This is a genomic window from Hominiventricola aquisgranensis, assembly GCF_040096225.1.
Lineage (GTDB): Bacteria > Bacillota > Clostridia > Lachnospirales > Lachnospiraceae > Hominiventricola > Hominiventricola aquisgranensis.
In genome coordinates this window covers 66,709-83,964 of record NZ_JBBMFC010000016.1, presented here as the reverse complement: position 1 = coordinate 83,964, position 17,256 = coordinate 66,709, and the positions used below count along the sequence as shown (strand labels likewise).

Below are 17,256 nucleotides of genomic sequence, written 5' to 3'. Positions count from 1 at the left end.
CTGGGTACATGATGAAGCAGCAGGTGGCGGCAGGATTCTTGGCGAGGCATGTCATTTTGTGGATCTGATCCAGTATCTGGACGGAAGTCATCTGGAGGATCTGACAGTAACTGCTGCATCCAACAATGCTTATCCGATGAATGATAACGTACTGATTACTCTTCGATTTGCATCAGGTGCCATTGGAAATATTGTCTACTCTTCCATGGGCTCCAAGAAATATCCGAAGGAACAGCTTCGTGTGCTGTCCAATGGTTCGGTCTATGAGATGGACAACTTTATCCGGTTGAAGAAATACGGCAGTACCAAGTCCGTAAAAGAAAAGCTCAAGCAGGATAAGGGTATTCACGCAGAGTATGAATATATTTGTAAAGTGCTCCGCGGACAGGAGAAGAATACGGTGATTGCTGATGCATTCCGTGGACAGGAGCTACTGATCAAAGCTATGCAGAAGGTAAAAGAGTCATGAGGATCCTAGTCTATGATGTGGCCGCATCCAGCGGAGGAGCACTGACTGTACTGAACAGCTTCTATGAGGAGTTCTGTAAGGATACAAAGAATGAGTATATCTTCGTGCTCAGTGTCTGCAAACTGAAGGAACAGCCCCATATCAAGGTGCTGAATTTCCCGTGGATCAAGAAGAGTCCGCTTCATCGGATGTATTTTGATCAGGTGCTGGCGCATAAACTGGTGAAAAAATATCATGCGGACAAGGTGTTGTCCTTGCAGAATATCGAACTTCCTCATGCGGGAGTGCCGCAGATTGTCTATGAACATAATGCCCTTCCATTCTCTGAATACAAGTTCAGGCCGCAGGAGGCATTTCGTCCATGGTACAGTCAGCAGATCCTTGGGCGGATGATGAAGAAATCTATACGCAGGGCAGAGCAGGTGCTGGTGCAGACCAACTGGATGAAGGAGGAGATCGTCCGGCAATGTAAGATCCCGGCAGAACGGGTACAGGTGAAGTTCCCGCCTGTGGAGATGCTGAAGACGGATCCATGGCACATGGAAGAAGGACATGCGGTGTTTTTCTTCCCCGCAGGACCTCCTGCCTATAAGAATCACCGCACATTTCTGAAAGCCTGTGAACTTCTGAAGAAGCGGGGATGCACTGACTGGGAAGCGGTATGGACTCTGAACGGGGACGAGAACGACGGGATTCGGGCATTGAAAAAAGAAGCGGAAGAGAAGACGCTGCCGATCCGATTCGTGGGAATGATGTCAAGGGAAGACTTGTTTGCACAATATGCCAGATCGGTACTGGTATTTCCGTCTTATATTGAAACCATTGGTCTGCCGCTTCTGGAAGCCAGATCTGTGGGAGCACCGATTCTGGCAGCAGACTGCCTTTATGCCAGAGATGGAGTAGGAGATTATGAAAAGGCAGAGTTTTTTGAGACATTTGATGCGAAAAAATTGAGTGAAATGATGGAACGATTTATTAAAAGAGGTGAATAACATTTGTGAAACTAAATTGGAGTAAAGAAAAAACAGAAAAATGTTTTATTCTGTTTGGAAAAGTCATGCTGGTGGCAATTATTTTGCTGAATGCATGGATGACACATAAATATTATTTTAATTTTATAAATTCTGATGATGCTTCAGAATTAGTATATGCCAGATTATTAGCACGAGAAGGAAAAATTATTTCATCCACGTGGAAAGGTTCTACAGAAATAGAAATTCTGAATAATCAGTTGGTCTATTCTTTACTGTTTCATTTTACATCAAATTTCCAGGTGGTTCGTATCGTTGGACAAATGATACTTAGTGGAATTTTCCTTGGATGTTATTATTTTTGCCTGCGTGGAATAGATTCTGAAAAGGCATCGGCACGTTTCTGGAAAAGTGCGTTTTTATTACTGATACCTGTTAGTAGAGCATGGCTGTTTTTGGCCATGAAAGCATATTACATTCCGGCTGTATCGGTTTGTTTTGTGACACTGGGATTGGCGCTTAGAATCTGCAAGAAAGAGAAAAGTGTTAAGTCCAAAGGGATGCTTGTAATTGCAGGTAGTGTTCTTGCATTTGTCAGTAGTCTGGAAGGACTTAGACATCTGGAACTGACATATGCACCATTGCTTGTGGCTTTTTTCTGGATCTGGTGGAATCAGCAGGAACGAAAAAAATGGAACCATCTGTTAGATATTCCTATGGGGGCATTGTCAGCATTAATTTGGAGTGTAGCAGCCTTTGGGGGATATCTGGTCAATATATTGATTCTGAGTAAAACTTATATATATGATACGGATCGGGCAATGAAATTTCCGGAAGTATTTACTGCAGAAAATTTCCAGAATATTTTCAATGCCATATTAACAGTTACCGGATATGCCGGTGAAAAAGATCTGGTTTCGCTTGGTGGAATCTGTAACGCATTGTCAATTGTTCTGGTGGGTACAATTATTTATGTGTTGATTCGTCTGGCAGTGAAAATGAAGAACCTGGAACAGGAAGAGCAACTTCTGCCTGCATTTGTGATAGCGATATTTAGTGTCAGTTTGTTTTTGTTTATTGCAATTGATATGGTGGAAGCCAGATGGATCATGTGCAGTACGGTGCCAGTCTTTTTGCTGCTCGCATTGCTGGATAAGTTTCCGATAAAAAAACAGTACATTTGTCTTACTTGCATTTATATTGTGATTGGAATGTTGGGAATGAGGGAATATCATACCATAGCCAGCAGCACAACAAATGAAGGCCTCCGTTCTGTATATGATTTACTAATGGACAGTGACTACACATTTGGATATTCAACATTTAAATCAGGCAATCTGATGACTGAATTAACAAATGGTAAGATGGATATGAGAATTGTACAGGCGTATGGACCGAATCATAAACTGAAAAATCGAAACTGGCTGACTCCTGCTACATTCGAATATCATGAAGGGGAATTTCCTTTAATTCTTGAAAAAGAAAGAACTGAAGGACTATTTGATCCGCAGGAAGACTGGAAACTGATACTGGATACGGAAGAGTACTGGGTATATGAAATATCTGATCAAAAAGTCTTCCAGAAATATTTAGATAAGGTTGAATTGTAATGAACAGAAAATCCGGTATAGAATTATTACGTATCTTATGCATGTTTGGAATTGTATATATGCACACCTTTGGAAGCATGCTGGAGACGGTACACGGCGGAAATATGGCGCTTGCAGTGTTTGAAAATGCACTGTTTAACTGTGGGGTTTCCTGCTTTGTGCTGATCTCCGGATATTTTGGAATCAAAAAGAATACCAGAAGACTTATAAAGCTGGATCTGACAGTGATATTCTTTTCGCTGACCGCAACCATCTGTACAACGGTCATGGGATGGGACGCTATATCAAAAACAGATTGGATAAAAGCTATTTTCCCGGTAATCACCAGACGATACTGGTTTATGACCTGCTATATTGTACTGATGCTTCTGGCTCCGTACATTAACCAGATTCCGGAGAAGATGGAAAAGAAGGAATTCGAAAAGCTGTTGCTTCTGTGTGTGACAGTGTTTAGCGTGATTCCGAGCATCTTTTTCATCGCGGACAATGTAACTGCGGACAGCGGGAAGGGTCTGGCAAATATGATTCTGATGTATCTGATCGGAAGATATATCAGAAAGTATAAAGAGGATGCAGTTCCCAAGCGTAAAGCTGCTATTCTGGCATATGTAGGTGTGGCTGCCACATTTGTACTGAATATGGTTTTGTCACTTATTAGGGGAACCTGTACCGGAAATTTCGCCAGAGACTGTTCCGTTACCATTTTATTTTCGTCAATATTTATTTTCTTGTGGTTCAAGAGCCTGAAACTTCAGTCTGGCATTATCAATAAACTGGCGCAAAATGTACTGGCTTGCTATGTGTTTGAAGGGACCGTGCGAAAGTTTTTGAATGGGTATGTGACGGTAGAAGCATATGAAACAGTATGGTATCTGTTTGCTGTGGTGGCTGTTTACGCACTGGTTGTGCTGGCAATCTGTTTTGTGATCAATACAGTGCGCAACTGTACCGTTGGAAAAATAGAGGATATGGTGCTGGATCGGTATTTTAAGATTGAAAAATAACGGAAAATGTTATATATTATGAGAAGTATTTTATAAAAATGTATTAAGAAGTAAAGGATGGATAAAAACATGGCATTATTAAAAGAATGGCAGAAAGTCGCATATGATGAGACCAAAGACAGAGGAACTCTTCAGAGATTCTGGGCAAATTATTTCAATCTGGAAAAGGGAGTATATGAGAAGCTTCTGGAAGAGCCGGATGTAGAAGTAAAAGGAACTGTTAAAGAGCTGGCTGAAAAATATGGCTTAAGCATCATGGAGATGACTGGATTCCTGGATGGTATTAATGAGAGCCTTGTGGAAGCTAATCCAATTGAAGAGATGGAAGAGGATACTGTTGTCAGTCTGAAATTTGATAAAGAGAAACTCTACAAGAACATGGTAGATGCAAAAGCGGATTGGCTGTATGAGCTTCCGCAGTGGGACAAGATCTTCGATAAAGAGAAGAAACATGAACTGTATCTGGAGCAGAAGAAGTCCGGCACCATCGTAAAAGGACCGAAGATTGGACGTAACGATCCGTGTCCGTGCGGCAGTGGTAAGAAATACAAACAGTGCTGCGGAAAGAAACACGCATAATGAAGGTGGATCAGAAGAAGGCAGGAGTCCTTCTTTCCTATCTGGCACAGATTATCCATATTTTATCTGGCATTTTGTATACACCTATTATGCTCCGATTGCTGGGACAGAGCGAATATGGTCTGTATCAGCTTGTGGCGTCAGTGGTGTCATATCTGAATGTGCTGAGCCTTGGATTCGGAAGTTCATATATGAGGTTCTATTCCAGAATCAAGAAAGATGGAGATGAAAAAAAAGTTGCCAGTTTTAATGGAATGTATCTGACAGTTTTTCTGATTATTGCAGCAATCTGTATGTTTTGTGGAATCGTTCTCGTACAGAATATTCAGATGGTATTTGGAAGTGGATTGACGGCAAATGAGTATCCGAAAGCAAGAATTTTACTTGCTTTAATGGTATTTAATCTGGCGCTTACATTTCCGGCTGGAGCAATTGATTCTTTCATTACAGCGCATGAGGCATTTATCTTTCAGAGAGTATTAAGGGTTCTGCAGTATTTATTTAATCCGTTTATTACGTTACCATTATTGTTGATGGGATATGGCTCTATAGCGATGGTACTGGTTACTACCGGATTGACGATTGCAAAGCTTGCATCCAGTCTGTGGTATTGCTTTAAGAATCTGAATGTCCATATTCGATTCAGGGGTTTCCAGTGGAGGCTTCTGAAAGAAATGTGGATATTTACCATTTTTATATGTCTGAATATGATTGCTGATCAGATTAACTGGAATGTGGATAAAGTGTTGCTGGGTCGTTTCAGCGGAACGGTGGCAGTTGCAATTTATGGAGTTGGCGGACAGCTGAATACCATGTATATGCAGTTGTCGACAACTATATCCAATGTATTTATTCCGCAGGTGAATCGGATTGTTGCAGATAATGATGATAATGTCCTGCTTACTGAATTGTTGACAAAAGTAGGACGGGTGCAGTTTATTCTGCTTTCTATGGTAGTTGTGGGATTTGTTTTTCTTGGAAGAAACTTTATTGCTTTGTGGGCAGGAAAAGACTATGGATATTCCTATATGATAACACTTCTGTTGATAATACCGGCAACGATTCCTTTGATTCAGAATCTTACACTGGAGATTATGCGTGCAAAAAATATGCATAAAGTTCGTTCTTTTGTATATTTTGCGATGGCAATCTGCAATGTGTTTATCAGTATTCCGTGTATCAGATACTGGGGTGCTCAGGGAGCGGCAATTGGAACAGCAATTACATTGATTATTTTTGACTGCATTGTAATGAATATCTATTATCATAAAAATGTCGGTCTGGATATGAGATATTACTGGGTACAGATTTTGAAGTTTGTACCGGCATTTGTTCCCATTATTATCATAGAGATATTATTGCAGCACTTTTTCCCGAGTACAGGATTTGCAGCTCTGATTGGTCAGGGAATTGCTTATATGGCAGTATTTACTGTATTTATGTGGATGCTTGGATTAAATGAGACGGAAAAGAAACTGGTGACAAGACCTTTGGACAGATTACTTAAAAAGAAGCCTTGACACCATTTTCATACATGTTATAATAAGAGCCAATTGAAGACCAATAAAACCATGACAGGAACAGTAAGCTGATTGAAAATATGCAGAGAGAAGTGCATCAGGTGCGAGCACTTTATATGGACATCAGATGAACACCACCCTGGAGCGACTTTAATACAGTCCGGCCGACACCGTTATCGTCAAATGAGAGGTGCAAGCACAAGAAGGGTGGAACCGCGGTAAAGAGTCTATCGTCCCTGAACAGTTTTGAATAACAAGCTGTTCAGGGACTTTTTATTTTATGATCAGGAGGAAGAATGAGATGAAGATTACATTAAAAGATGGATCAGTCAAAGAATATGCACAGGCAATGTCTGTAATCGATATTGCAAAAGATCTGAGCGAAGGTCTGGCACGTGTAGCCTGTGCCGGAGAGGTAAATGGAGAGGTCGTTGACCTGAGAACCGTTCTGGAGCAGGATTGTGAGCTGAATATCCTGACTGCAAAGGATGAGAAAGGTCTGGCAGCACTTCGCCATACCGCAAGCCATGTGATGGCACAAGCTGTAAAACGTCTCTATCCGAACACCAAGCTGGCAATCGGACCGTCTATCGCAGATGGTTTCTACTATGATATGGAGTTTGAGGATCCGTTGACCAGTGATGATTTCGGCAAGATTGAAGCAGAGATGAAAAAGATTATTAAAGAGGATCTGAAGATTGAGCGTTTCACAAAATCCAGAGAAGATGCGATTGCTTTCATGAAAGAAAAAGGCGAGCCGTATAAAGTAGAACTGATTGAGGATCTGCCGGAAGGTGAAGAAATCAGCTTTTACAGCCAGGGAGAATTCGTTGACCTGTGTGCAGGACCGCATTTGATGAGCACCAAGGGTGTTGGTAAAGCATTCAAGATCATGAGCCTTGCAGGTGCTTATTGGAGAGGTGATGAGCACAACAAGATGCTGACCCGTCTCTATGCAACTGCATTTGGCAAGAAAGAAGAGCTGGAAGCTTACATCACCATGATGGAAGAGGCTAAGAAACGTGACCACAGAAAGCTCGGAAAAGAGCTGGGTCTTTTCATGATGCATGAGGCAGGACCGGGATTCCCGTTCTTCCTTCCGAAGGGAATGGTTCTGAAAAATACACTGCTTGATTACTGGAGACAGATCCATAAGAAAGCAGGCTATGTAGAGGTATCCACCCCGATCATCCTCAACAGAAGTCTCTGGGAGACTTCCGGACACTGGGATCACTACAAAAACAATATGTATACAACGGTAATTGATGGTGAAGATTATGCGATCAAACCGATGAACTGCCCAGGCGGTGTTCTTGTATATGCATCTGAACCGCGTTCTTACCGTGACCTGCCGCTTCGTGTAGGTGAGCTGGGTCTGGTTCACCGTCATGAGAAATCCGGCCAGCTTCATGGTCTTATGAGAGTTCGCTGCTTTACGCAGGATGATGCTCATATCTTCATGACACCGGATCAGATCAAAGATGAGATCAAAGGCGTTGTTGCCCTGATCAATGAGGTATATTCTCTGTTTGGATTTGAGTATCATGTAGAGCTGTCCACCAGACCAGAAGATTCCATGGGAAGCGACGAAGACTGGGAGATGGCAACAGAGGGACTGAGAAGTGCTCTGGACGAGATCGGACTTCCGTATGTAGTAAACGAGGGAGACGGCGCATTCTATGGTCCGAAGATCGACTTCCATCTGGTAGACTGTATCGGCAGAACCTGGCAGTGTGGTACGATCCAGCTTGATTTCCAGCTTCCGCAGAGATTTGAACTGGAATACATCGGAGCAGATGGAGAGAAACATCGTCCGATCATGATCCATCGTGTTGTATTTGGTTCCATTGAGAGATTTATCGGTATTCTGATTGAGCATTTTGCAGGAGCATTCCCGACCTGGCTGGCTCCGGTACAGGTAAAAGTACTGCCGATCTCTGAAAAATATATGGATTACGCAGAGAATGTAAAGAAAAAGCTGGACGAGGCAGGCATTCGTGTAGAGCTGGATACCAGATCTGAGAAGATCGGATACAAGATTCGTGAGGCTCAGCAGGCAAAGATTCCGTATATGCTGGTCGTAGGCCAGAAAGAGGAAGAAGACGGAACTGTCGCAGTCAGAAGCCGTGCTGCTGGTGATGAGGGAACTAAGAGTCTGGATGCATTTATCTCTGATATTCAGAAAGAGATTGAAACGAAAGTAAATCGTGTCAAAGAGGTTTCTGAAGAAAAATAAAAAAAGTTGTAAAAAGTTGTTGACAACTGGAAGATCTTTTGGTAAGATAACGGAGTCGGTTGCGAGACACCGACTCATATGGCGAGATAGCTCAGTTGGCTAGAGCACACGGTTCATACCCGTGGTGTCGAGGGTTCGAATCCCCCTCTCGCTACTACAGCTTCCTAAGGTTAAGACTTTAGGAAGCTATTTTTGTATACGGAGATAAATTCATGAATATCATTTGGATCGATGGTGGGCTTGGAAACCAGATGTTTCAGTATGCACTTGCACTGAAACAGGAAAGTCTGGGCCGGGAAGTGAAAATTGATGTGACGAAATATGCGGAACATCATGTGCACAATGATTTTGAGCTTGATCGTGTATTTGGGATAGAGTGTCCATATGCCAGCGTGAGAGAAATTAAATCGCTTGGATATCGTAAAGAGAATCATCTGACAAATTTTCTGAAGAAGATGCCTTTTTGTAAAAAAACATTTTACAGTAATGAATCTTATGTTTTCGACGAACAGGTTCTGAAGATGGATGGCTACTATCTGGAAGGGTTCTGGCAAAGTGAACGGTATTTTGCGGATATTAAGGACAAGATTCTGAACACCTATCGATTTCCTGAATTCAATACAGATGTTCAGAAACGTTATGCGGAGCAGATCAGTCAGAATTATTCTGTAAGCGTTCATGTAAGACGTGGAGATTATCTGAACTATTCTTATTTGCAGGGAATATGTACACCGCATTATTATGAACAGGCAATGCAGTTTTTTAGGGAAAAATATAGGGGAAAAGCAAAGTTCTATATTTTTTCAAATGATATTGAGTGGGCAAAAAATAATTTTCCGGAAGATGATTGCGTAATCGTGGAAGGAAACAGTGGGAAAGATAGTTTCAGGGATATGCAGCTTATGAGTCTGTGCAAACATAATATTGTTGCAAACAGTTCATTCAGCTGGTGGGGAGCCTGGTTAAATCAGAATAAAGAAAAAACAGTGATAGCACCGAATAAATGGATCAATCAGGAAGTGGAAGAAAAAATAGATGTAATTCCAGTTGATTGGGTAAAAATGAGTAGTATTTAGAAGGAGGAACGACCATGCGTGTTGGAATGGGTTACGATGTACACCGTCTGGTAGAGGGACGTGATCTGATTCTTGGCGGAGTTACAATTCCTTATGAAAAGGGGCTTCTGGGACATTCGGATGCAGATGTGCTTTTACATGCAATTATGGATGCACTGCTGGGAGCTGCTGCACTGGGAGATATTGGTAAGCATTTCCCAGATACAGACGATAAATATAAAGGTATTTCCAGTATCAAACTGCTGGAGCATGTGGGAGAACTACTGGAGGAACATAATTATCAGATCGTGAATCTGGATGCAACAATCATTGCACAACGTCCGAAGATGGCTCCACATATTCCACAGATGGTAAAAAATGTAGCGGAGACCTTGCATATTGATGAGAGTCAGGTAAATATCAAGGCGACTACAGAAGAGGGACTTGGATTTACCGGAACTGGTGAAGGAATCTCTTCTCAGGCAATCTGTTCGCTGATGCCGATCACTGCTTATATTGATGAGGATATTGCGGCAACCAGAAGAAGCTGTGAGGGGTGTTGCGGATGCCAGCGGAAATAAGAGAACTGGAAGAACATGAGATGCCGGAACCTATGTTGTTGACAAAAGAAGAACGACAGAAAACAAGGACATTGTATCAGACGGTTTTCTCGGAAGACAGTCAGAAGTTTGTGGATTTTTATTATGAATACAAGATCCGGGATAATCAGATCTATGCATTGTGGGAGGATGAACAGTATGTATCCATGGTGCATCTGAATCCGTATACAATGATCGTCAATGGATATGAAGTCTCGTCCAATTATATTGTGGCAGTGGCAACATTGAAGGATTATCGGCACAGAGGATATATGCGATTGCTGTTGGAGACGGCACTTCAACAGATGGCAGCAGACAAGATGCCATTTACCTTCCTGATGCCTGCCAGTGAAAGCATCTACACACCATTTGATTTTGTGTGGATCAGTCCATTCACCGAGTTACCTATGAGGGTGACGCATTTAGATGCAGATGGACAGAACCGGTATCTGGCATCAAGATATCAGTTATTCTGTAAGCGAGATGCCCGTTATATGGAAAATCTGAAGGCAGAGCATCTGGCGGAAGTGGGGGAAGCTCCTATGGATGAGATGCCGCCATTTATGGCACGGATCACCAATGTGGAGCAGATGTTAAGGCTTACTTCTTCCAGAGAAGAGAAGACGATCTGGCTTCACGTGAAGGATGAAGTGATAGAAGAAAATAACGGATATTTCTGCTGGAGGATGGGATCGAACAGCAGCAAGGCGGAAAAATTGGAAGAAGTACCAGTACAGATAGATTTGGAACTGACGGTAGGGGAACTAACGGCTATGATTTTTGAGAGCTTTAGGATATGCCTGTCGGAAGTAGTATAGGATACAGGAAAGAGAATATTGACATCCACATTTTTTTTGATTATTCTGTTTTAAGTGATTAATGTGTCCGTAGAAAAGAAAGAGGAGAGACCATAATGATTCGCATTTATAACACACTGACAAGAAAAAAGGAGGATTTCATTCCTCTGGAAGATGGTAAGGTCCGCATGTATGTATGCGGTCCGACCGTGTATAACTTTATTCATATTGGAAATGCCAGACCAATGATCGTATTTGATACGGTTCGCCGTTATCTGGAAGCAAAAGGGTATGATGTGAACTTTGTATCCAACTTTACTGACGTGGATGACAAGATCATCAAAAAAGCCAATGAAGAGGGTGTATCAGCAGAGGAGATCTCTCAGAGATATATTGCAGAGTGCAAGAAGGACATGGCTGGCATGAACATCAAACCGGCTACCACCCATCCGCTGGCAACTCAGGAGATTGATGGAATGATCGATATGATCTCCACACTGATCGAAAAAGGTTATGCGTATGCAGTAAATGGAACGGTTTATTATCGTACCCGTAAATTTGCTGAGTATGGAAAGCTTTCTCATAAAAATATTGATGAACTGGAAGGCGGCAAGCGTTCTCTTTTAGTATCTGGTAAGGATGAGAAGGAAGATCCGCTGGATTTTGTGTTGTGGAAGCCGAAAAAAGAAGGAGAGCCGTACTGGGAGTCCCCGTGGGGACAGGGTCGTCCAGGCTGGCACATTGAGTGCTCTGTCATGTCCAAGAAATATCTGGGCGAGCAGATCGACATCCACGGCGGCGGAGAGGATCTGATCTTCCCGCATCATGAGAACGAGATCGCACAGAGCGAGGCTTGCAGTGGCAAGGAGTTCTCTCATTACTGGATGCACAATGCATTCCTGAACATTGATAACCGCAAGATGTCCAAATCTCTGGGCAACTTCTTTACCGTTCGTGAAATCAGCGAGAAATATGATCTGCAGGTGCTTCGTTTCTTCATGCTGAACGCACATTACAGAAGTCCGCTGAATTTCAGTGCAGAGCTGATGGAGTCTTCCAGAAGTGCTCTGGAGCGTATCCAGACTGCTGTCGATAATCTGAAATTCCTCTCTGAGCATGCATCTGCACAGGAACTGACGGAGGAGGAAACTCTGAAGGTGGAAGAGGCTAAGAAATTCCAGGAGAATTTCGATGAGGCTATGGATGATGACTTCAATACAGCTGATGCCATTGCAGCTATATTTGATCTGGTTAAATTTGCAAATACCAATGCAGGAGAAGGAAGCAGCAAAGCATTTGTGGATGCTTTGAAGAAAATGATCCAGGATCTGTGCGATATTCTTGGACTGATCACTGAGAAGAAGGCAGAACTGCTGGATGCAGATATTGAGAATCTGATTCAGGAGCGTCAGAACGCAAGAAAGGCAAAGAACTTTGCAAGAGCTGATGAGATCCGTAATGAGCTTCTGGAGAAGGGCATCATTCTGGAAGATACCCGTGAAGGAGTAAAATGGAAGAGAGCTTAACTTATCTAAAAGAACAGTTTGAACTGCCGGACGTAGATGTTAAATCCTATTCGCCGCTGGTGCTGGCGTATATTGGTGACGGGATCTATGAACTGGTGATTCGTACCGCGGTGGTCGGCCAGGGAAACCGGCAGGCCAACGCACTTCATAAGAAAACAAGTACCTATGTAAAGGCATCTGCCCAGGCAGCTATGATGGAAGCCATCCTTGAAGATCTGACAGAAGAAGAACTGGCAGTCTATAAGAGAGGACGCAATGCCAAGACGGTCAGCATGGCAAAACATGCGACCATGCACGATTATCGCCACGCTACGGGCTTTGAGGCACTGATGGGATATCTGTATCTGAATCATCAGATGAAGCGCCTGATCGACCTTGTGAAGCTTGGCATGGAGAGAACGGAGGGAATGCCGTGAGATACGAAGAAATGACCATAGAAGGACGCAATGCCGTTATGGAGGCTTTCCGTTCTGGAAAGACCATCGACCGCGTCTATGTGCTGAAGGGCTGTCAGGACGGTCCAATCAACAGCATTTTAAGAGAAGCAAGAAAACATGATACTCTGGTGAATTTTGTGGCAAAGGAACGTCTGGATCAGATGTCAGAGACAGGCAAGCATCAGGGTGTGATCGCATCAGCTGCAGCTTATGCTTACGCAGAGGTGGAGGACATGCTGAAGCTGGCAGAGGAAAAGGGTGAGCCGCCATTCTTATTCCTGCTGGATGACATTGAAGATCCTCATAATCTGGGAGCCATTATTCGTACTGCGAATCTGGCAGGTGCACATGGAGTGATTATTCCGAAGAGACGTGCGGTGGGTCTGACGGCAACCGTTGCCAGAACTTCTGCAGGAGCTCTTAATTATACGCCGGTGGCAAAGGTGACTAATTTAAATGCTACGATTGAAGAACTGAAGGAAAAAGGTATGTGGTTTGTGTGTGCAGATATGGGCGGAACAACCATGTATGATCTGAATCTGACAGGACCTATCGGTCTGGTGATCGGAAACGAAGGAGACGGCGTCAGCCGCCTGGTAAAGGAGAAATGTGACTTCGTTGCATCTATTCCTATGAAAGGTGAGATTGACTCCCTGAACGCTTCTGTGGCAGCAGGAGTGCTGGCTTATGAGATCGTGCGTCAGCGTATAGGATAGATGTTAGGGACATTTTATGGAAAATAGAAAAAATGCGGATTGTTGGCTCTATGCCATTGGAATGATGCTTCTGGCAGAACTGTTCAGTCTGTTCCAACCAATTTATACTAATATAGACAATTATTGTACATCTATGATGATAAATCAGGTGTACGCGGAAGATGGCTATAATATGTTTTTGAATCCCGTAGTGTGTTGGGTTTCGACATTTTTAGGGCAACTGTTTCCAGATGCAGATGGATTTTTGATGTTGACAAAAGCGGTTTTGCTAGTAGGAATTGGAGCTGTCAGTTATTTTATAGCATTACATTTTGAACACTGGAGTGAGCGGCTTTTCTGGGGAGCAATGTTCTTTTTCCTAATTATAGAGATGAACCTGTTCTCGGATTTTTTTATGGTCTGGTCAGCTTTCCTTTCTTTTGTTGGAATGATCTGGCTGCTTTGTGCTCTGAAAGGAGTAGATTACAATAAAAAATGGATTTTAACAGGCACTTTTTTCTTGTGTTGTGGATTGATGTGGCGTCTTGGTGGATTTTGTTTGTTTGTTCCATTTATTTTACTTGACGTAGGAATTAACTTTCTATTCACATCCCATGGAAAGAAAGAAAAGCTACAATATATAAAAAAATGTTGTAAAGTGTTTTGGCCAGTAGTATTAAGTGTTTTAGTATTATTAACACTGGACTATGGATATAAGCATTCTGAAAAATATGAAGATAGTGTCAGCTTTTGCGATGAAGTCAGCAGAATTGTTGATTATCCAATGAAAGAATATGATGAAGTGAGGGAGCAACTTTCAAGTATCAGCAGAAACGACTATGAAAGTCTACAAAATTATTTGTATGCAGATACAGATCAGATTACAGCAGAATATTGTGATAAAATAGCTTCCGCAGGTCAGATAAGTGCGTTTCGTTTTGATATCAAAGAATTAGTATCTAAAACATATTCTCTGATTGCAAGATTTTATGGACTGATTAATTTCCGAATCTGGTGTATTGCACTTGGAATAGTAGGAATGTTGTTTATCTTCTCCGGAGCACCATGGTATTATAAACTGGAATTATTCTTTGCGGGAATCGGAGCTTATCTTATAATGATATATCTGTCTTTTGTAGGGCGTCTTCCCGAGAGGATTATGCAGTCCGTTCTGTATGCTGTGATGGGAACAGTGCTGATGCTGTATATGCCCCAAAGAGATAGACGGCATGAGCCAAAGATCTGGAAAGATGTGGCCGTGCTTGCTTTTTCAGCCATTATAGTATGGCACTTAGGATCCGTGGAATTTGTTCCGCATCAGTCATTATGGACGGCACAGACAGGTGCATTAGATATGCCATGGGAAGAATTGTATGCTTCAGATACCATTTATATTTGGAATGTGAGGGATCATAGAAAAAATCCTATGAAGTATTTTATGCAACAGGGGAAAATGGCACCAGAGGATTTTATGGCGCATAATATATGTGCTGGTGATTGGGATTTTACGCAATTATGTAACAAGGAGCGCTTGAATCATCTGGGTGTGCCTAATCCAGCAAGAGCGTTGCTAGAACGAGAAAAGACCTATTACATTGCAAATGACTGTGATGATATGTGGACATATCTGAAAGAACATTTCGACCCATCTGTTCAGGCTGTTCAGATTGGAGAAATCAAGAAAATTCCTATATGGAAATTTCGGTCTGAAAATTTTTGAAAAAAGTTTGAAAAAAGTTTAAAAATTTTGTTGACATATGTTGGACGCTGTGATAATATAATCAAGTCGCGAGCGACAAGAACACGACAAGCTGCTGTGGCTCAGGCGGTAGAGCGTCGCATTGGTAGTGCGGAGGTCACGGGTCCGATTCCCGTCAGCAGCTTTCTAAAAGCCCTGTATTTACAGGGCTTTTTTTGTGTTGCATAATTCTGGCAAAGTATTCAACATGTATCAAATAAAATAATTTATGATTGGCAGAGGCAGTTTGAGGTTATTTTTCTGTTGCAAGCCTTGCAAACAGCCAGTCTGATGTGCTATGATTAATCACAGTTTTAACCGAGGAGGATCCTGTTATGGAGAATGAAGTGGTATCTAAGAATTTTATTGAAGTTGAGATAGAAAAAGATCTTGCGGAAGGTGTGTATGACACAGTGCATACCCGTTTTCCTCCGGAGCCGAATGGCTACCTGCATATTGGACATGCAAAATCCATCCTGCTGAACTATGGACTGGCTCAGAAGTACAATGGTAAGTTCAACATGCGTTTTGATGATACGAATCCGACCAAAGAGAAGGTGGAGTTCGTAGATGCGATCAAGAAAGATATCCAGTGGCTGGGGGCTGACTGGGAAGACCGTCTGTTCTTTGCGTCCAACTATTTTGACCAGATGTATGAGGCAGCTGTAAAGCTGATCAAAAAAGGAAAAGCTTATGTGTGTGACCTGACTGCAGAGCAGATCCGTGAGTATCGCGGAACTCTGACCGAGCCGGGTAAGAACAGCCCATACAGAGACAGAAGTGTGGAAGAGAACCTGGAGCTGTTCGAGAATATGAAAGCCGGAAAATATGCGGATGGAGAGAAAGTGCTCCGTGCAAAGATTGATATGGCTTCTCCGAACATGAATATGCGTGATCCGGTTATCTATCGTGTGGCTCATATGTCCCATCACAATACCGGAGATAAATGGTGCATTTACCCGATGTATGACTTTGCTCATCCCATCGAGGATGCCATCGAGGGTATTACACATTCCATCTGTACGCTGGAGTTCGAGGACCACAGACCGCTGTATGACTGGGTGGTAAGAGAGCTTGAGTATCCGCATCCGCCTCGTCAGATCGAGTTTGCAAAGCTGTATCTGACCAATGTGGTAACTGGTAAGCGTTATATCAAACGTCTGGTAGAGGACGGTACTGTGGACGGCTGGGATGATCCGCGTCTGGTATCCATCGCAGCGCTGCGCCGCAGAGGCTTTACACCGGAGTCCATCAAGATGTTCGTAGACCTGTGTGGTGTGTCAAAGAGCAACAGTTCTGTGGATTATGCAATGCTGGAGTATTGTATCCGCGAGGATCTGAAGATGAAGAGATCCCGTATGATGGCAGTGCTCGATCCGATCAAGCTAGTGATCGACAATTATCCGGAAGGTGAGGTTGAATATCTGGATGCAGCCAACAATCTGGAAAATGAGGATCTTGGCAGCAGACAGATTCCATTCTGCAGAGAGCTGTACATCGAGAGAGATGACTTTATGGAAGAGCCGCCGAAGAAATATTTCCGTCTGTTCCCGGGCAACGAAGTGCGTCTGATGCATGCATATTTTGTAAAATGCGTAAGCTTTGAGAAGGATGAGAATGGCAACGTAACAGTTGTACATTGTACCTATGATCCGGAGACCAAGGCAGGCAGCGGATTCACCGGACGTAAAGTAAAGGGAACCATTCACTGGGTACCGGCAACCTTTGCAGTTGATGCTGAAGTTCGTCTCTATGAGAACCTGATCGACGAGGAAAAGGGTGTATATAACGAAGATGGAACCATGAATATCAATCCGAATTCTCTGACTGTTGTACAGGCAAAGCTGGAGCCGGCATTGAAAGATGTACAGGCTTATGACAGCTTCCAGTTCGTAAGAAACGGATTCTTCTGTGTGGATGTAAAGGATTCCAGACCGGATGCGCTGGTATTTAACCGGATTGTATCACTGAAGAGTTCTTTCAAGCTGCCGAAGAAAGACTGATGTTGCTATAGAATAAG

The 17,256-nt window shown here is 42.8% G+C and carries 15 protein-coding genes and 2 tRNA genes; all 17 read left to right on the top strand.

From position 1 onward, the window contains the following. Nucleotides 1-469: Gfo/Idh/MocA family protein (locus WMO62_RS10215; RefSeq protein WP_349144592.1), on the top strand; the 469-nt coding region annotated here is incomplete at its 5' end. Beyond that, nucleotides 466-1,461, top strand: a complete 996-nt coding sequence (locus WMO62_RS10210; protein ID WP_349144591.1) for a glycosyltransferase — start codon at nucleotides 466-468, stop codon at nucleotides 1,459-1,461. The genes WMO62_RS10215 and WMO62_RS10210, both read left to right, overlap by 4 nt. 5 nt (nucleotides 1,462-1,466) lie before the next feature. Further along, nucleotides 1,467-3,050 carry a hypothetical protein gene (locus tag WMO62_RS10205; protein ID WP_349144590.1) on the top strand — a complete coding sequence of 528 codons (1,584 nt, stop codon included), beginning with the start codon at nucleotides 1,467-1,469 and terminating at the stop codon, nucleotides 3,048-3,050. Continuing rightward, nucleotides 3,050-4,054 (top strand): acyltransferase, encoded by a 1,005-nt coding sequence (locus WMO62_RS10200; RefSeq protein WP_349144589.1) that lies wholly within the window; start codon nucleotides 3,050-3,052, stop codon nucleotides 4,052-4,054. The genes WMO62_RS10205 and WMO62_RS10200 overlap by 1 nt, the downstream gene beginning before the upstream one ends. Before the next feature lie 69 nt (nucleotides 4,055-4,123). Continuing rightward, complete coding sequence (locus WMO62_RS10195) at nucleotides 4,124-4,633, top strand: SEC-C metal-binding domain-containing protein (protein WP_118717324.1); 510 nt, start codon at nucleotides 4,124-4,126, stop codon at nucleotides 4,631-4,633. After that, entirely contained in the window at nucleotides 4,633-6,153 is a 1,521-nt protein-coding gene (locus WMO62_RS10190; RefSeq protein ID WP_349144588.1) for an oligosaccharide flippase family protein, read from the top strand. Before WMO62_RS10195 ends, WMO62_RS10190 begins: the two co-directional genes overlap by 1 nt. 301 nt (nucleotides 6,154-6,454) lie before the next feature. Next, nucleotides 6,455-8,389, top strand: a complete 1,935-nt coding sequence (gene thrS, locus WMO62_RS10185; RefSeq protein ID WP_349144587.1) for a threonine--tRNA ligase — start codon at nucleotides 6,455-6,457, stop codon at nucleotides 8,387-8,389. 80 nt (nucleotides 8,390-8,469) lie between these two features. Continuing rightward, nucleotides 8,470-8,543: transfer RNA gene (locus WMO62_RS10180), tRNA-Met, on the top strand. A 58-nt stretch (nucleotides 8,544-8,601) separates the two neighbouring features. Beyond that, complete coding sequence (locus WMO62_RS10175) at nucleotides 8,602-9,465, top strand: alpha-1,2-fucosyltransferase (RefSeq protein ID WP_349144586.1); 864 nt, start codon at nucleotides 8,602-8,604, stop codon at nucleotides 9,463-9,465. A 14-nt stretch (nucleotides 9,466-9,479) separates the two neighbouring features. Further along, nucleotides 9,480-10,025, top strand: coding sequence for a 2-C-methyl-D-erythritol 2,4-cyclodiphosphate synthase (gene ispF, locus WMO62_RS10170; protein WP_349144585.1), 546 nt, complete (start codon nucleotides 9,480-9,482; stop codon nucleotides 10,023-10,025). Next, nucleotides 10,010-10,861: a GNAT family N-acetyltransferase gene (locus WMO62_RS10165; protein ID WP_349144584.1), complete on the top strand. Its 852-nt coding sequence runs from the start codon at nucleotides 10,010-10,012 to the stop codon at nucleotides 10,859-10,861. The genes ispF and WMO62_RS10165 overlap by 16 nt, the downstream gene beginning before the upstream one ends. A gap of 98 nt (nucleotides 10,862-10,959) precedes the next feature. Continuing rightward, nucleotides 10,960-12,366 carry a cysteine--tRNA ligase gene (cysS, locus tag WMO62_RS10160; RefSeq protein ID WP_349144597.1) on the top strand — a complete coding sequence of 469 codons (1,407 nt, stop codon included), beginning with the start codon at nucleotides 10,960-10,962 and terminating at the stop codon, nucleotides 12,364-12,366. Next, nucleotides 12,351-12,782, top strand: coding sequence for a Mini-ribonuclease 3 (locus tag WMO62_RS10155; protein ID WP_118596700.1), 432 nt, complete (start codon nucleotides 12,351-12,353; stop codon nucleotides 12,780-12,782). The genes cysS and WMO62_RS10155 overlap by 16 nt, the downstream gene beginning before the upstream one ends. Next, on the top strand, nucleotides 12,779-13,519 hold the full coding sequence (gene rlmB / locus WMO62_RS10150) for a 23S rRNA (guanosine(2251)-2'-O)-methyltransferase RlmB (RefSeq protein ID WP_349144583.1): 741 nt from the start codon (nucleotides 12,779-12,781) through the stop codon (nucleotides 13,517-13,519). The genes WMO62_RS10155 and rlmB overlap by 4 nt, the downstream gene beginning before the upstream one ends. A gap of 16 nt (nucleotides 13,520-13,535) precedes the next feature. Continuing rightward, the gene (locus tag WMO62_RS10145; protein WP_349144582.1) at nucleotides 13,536-15,218 is read left to right on the top strand and encodes a hypothetical protein; all 1,683 of its coding nucleotides are present in this window, start codon (nucleotides 13,536-13,538) and stop codon (nucleotides 15,216-15,218) included. 90 nt (nucleotides 15,219-15,308) lie between these two features. Then, a tRNA-Thr gene (locus WMO62_RS10140) sits at nucleotides 15,309-15,381 on the top strand. Nucleotides 15,382-15,571: 190 nt separating this feature from the next. Beyond that, nucleotides 15,572-17,239, top strand: coding sequence for a glutamine--tRNA ligase/YqeY domain fusion protein (locus WMO62_RS10135; RefSeq protein WP_349144581.1), 1,668 nt, complete (start codon nucleotides 15,572-15,574; stop codon nucleotides 17,237-17,239). The last annotated feature ends 17 nt before the right edge of the window (nucleotides 17,240-17,256 follow it).

What these genes read in the sequence shown, in the direction of transcription:
- WMO62_RS10210 (WP_349144591.1), top strand. Translation starts at nt 466, where the DNA reads ATGAGGATCCTAGTCTATGATGTGGCCGCATCCAGCGGAGGAGCACTG.
- WMO62_RS10200 (WP_349144589.1), top strand. Translation starts at nt 3,050, where the DNA reads ATGAACAGAAAATCCGGTATAGAATTATTACGTATCTTATGCATGTTT.
- WMO62_RS10195 (WP_118717324.1), top strand. Translation starts at nt 4,124, where the DNA reads ATGGCATTATTAAAAGAATGGCAGAAAGTCGCATATGATGAGACCAAA.
- WMO62_RS10190 (WP_349144588.1), top strand. Translation starts at nt 4,633, where the DNA reads ATGAAGGTGGATCAGAAGAAGGCAGGAGTCCTTCTTTCCTATCTGGCA.
- thrS (WP_349144587.1), top strand. Translation starts at nt 6,455, where the DNA reads ATGAAGATTACATTAAAAGATGGATCAGTCAAAGAATATGCACAGGCA.
- WMO62_RS10175 (WP_349144586.1), top strand. Translation starts at nt 8,602, where the DNA reads ATGAATATCATTTGGATCGATGGTGGGCTTGGAAACCAGATGTTTCAG.
- ispF (WP_349144585.1), top strand. Translation starts at nt 9,480, where the DNA reads ATGCGTGTTGGAATGGGTTACGATGTACACCGTCTGGTAGAGGGACGT.
- WMO62_RS10165 (WP_349144584.1), top strand. Translation starts at nt 10,010, where the DNA reads ATGCCAGCGGAAATAAGAGAACTGGAAGAACATGAGATGCCGGAACCT.
- WMO62_RS10155 (WP_118596700.1), top strand. Translation starts at nt 12,351, where the DNA reads ATGGAAGAGAGCTTAACTTATCTAAAAGAACAGTTTGAACTGCCGGAC.
- WMO62_RS10145 (WP_349144582.1), top strand. Translation starts at nt 13,536, where the DNA reads ATGGAAAATAGAAAAAATGCGGATTGTTGGCTCTATGCCATTGGAATG.
- WMO62_RS10135 (WP_349144581.1), top strand. Translation starts at nt 15,572, where the DNA reads ATGGAGAATGAAGTGGTATCTAAGAATTTTATTGAAGTTGAGATAGAA.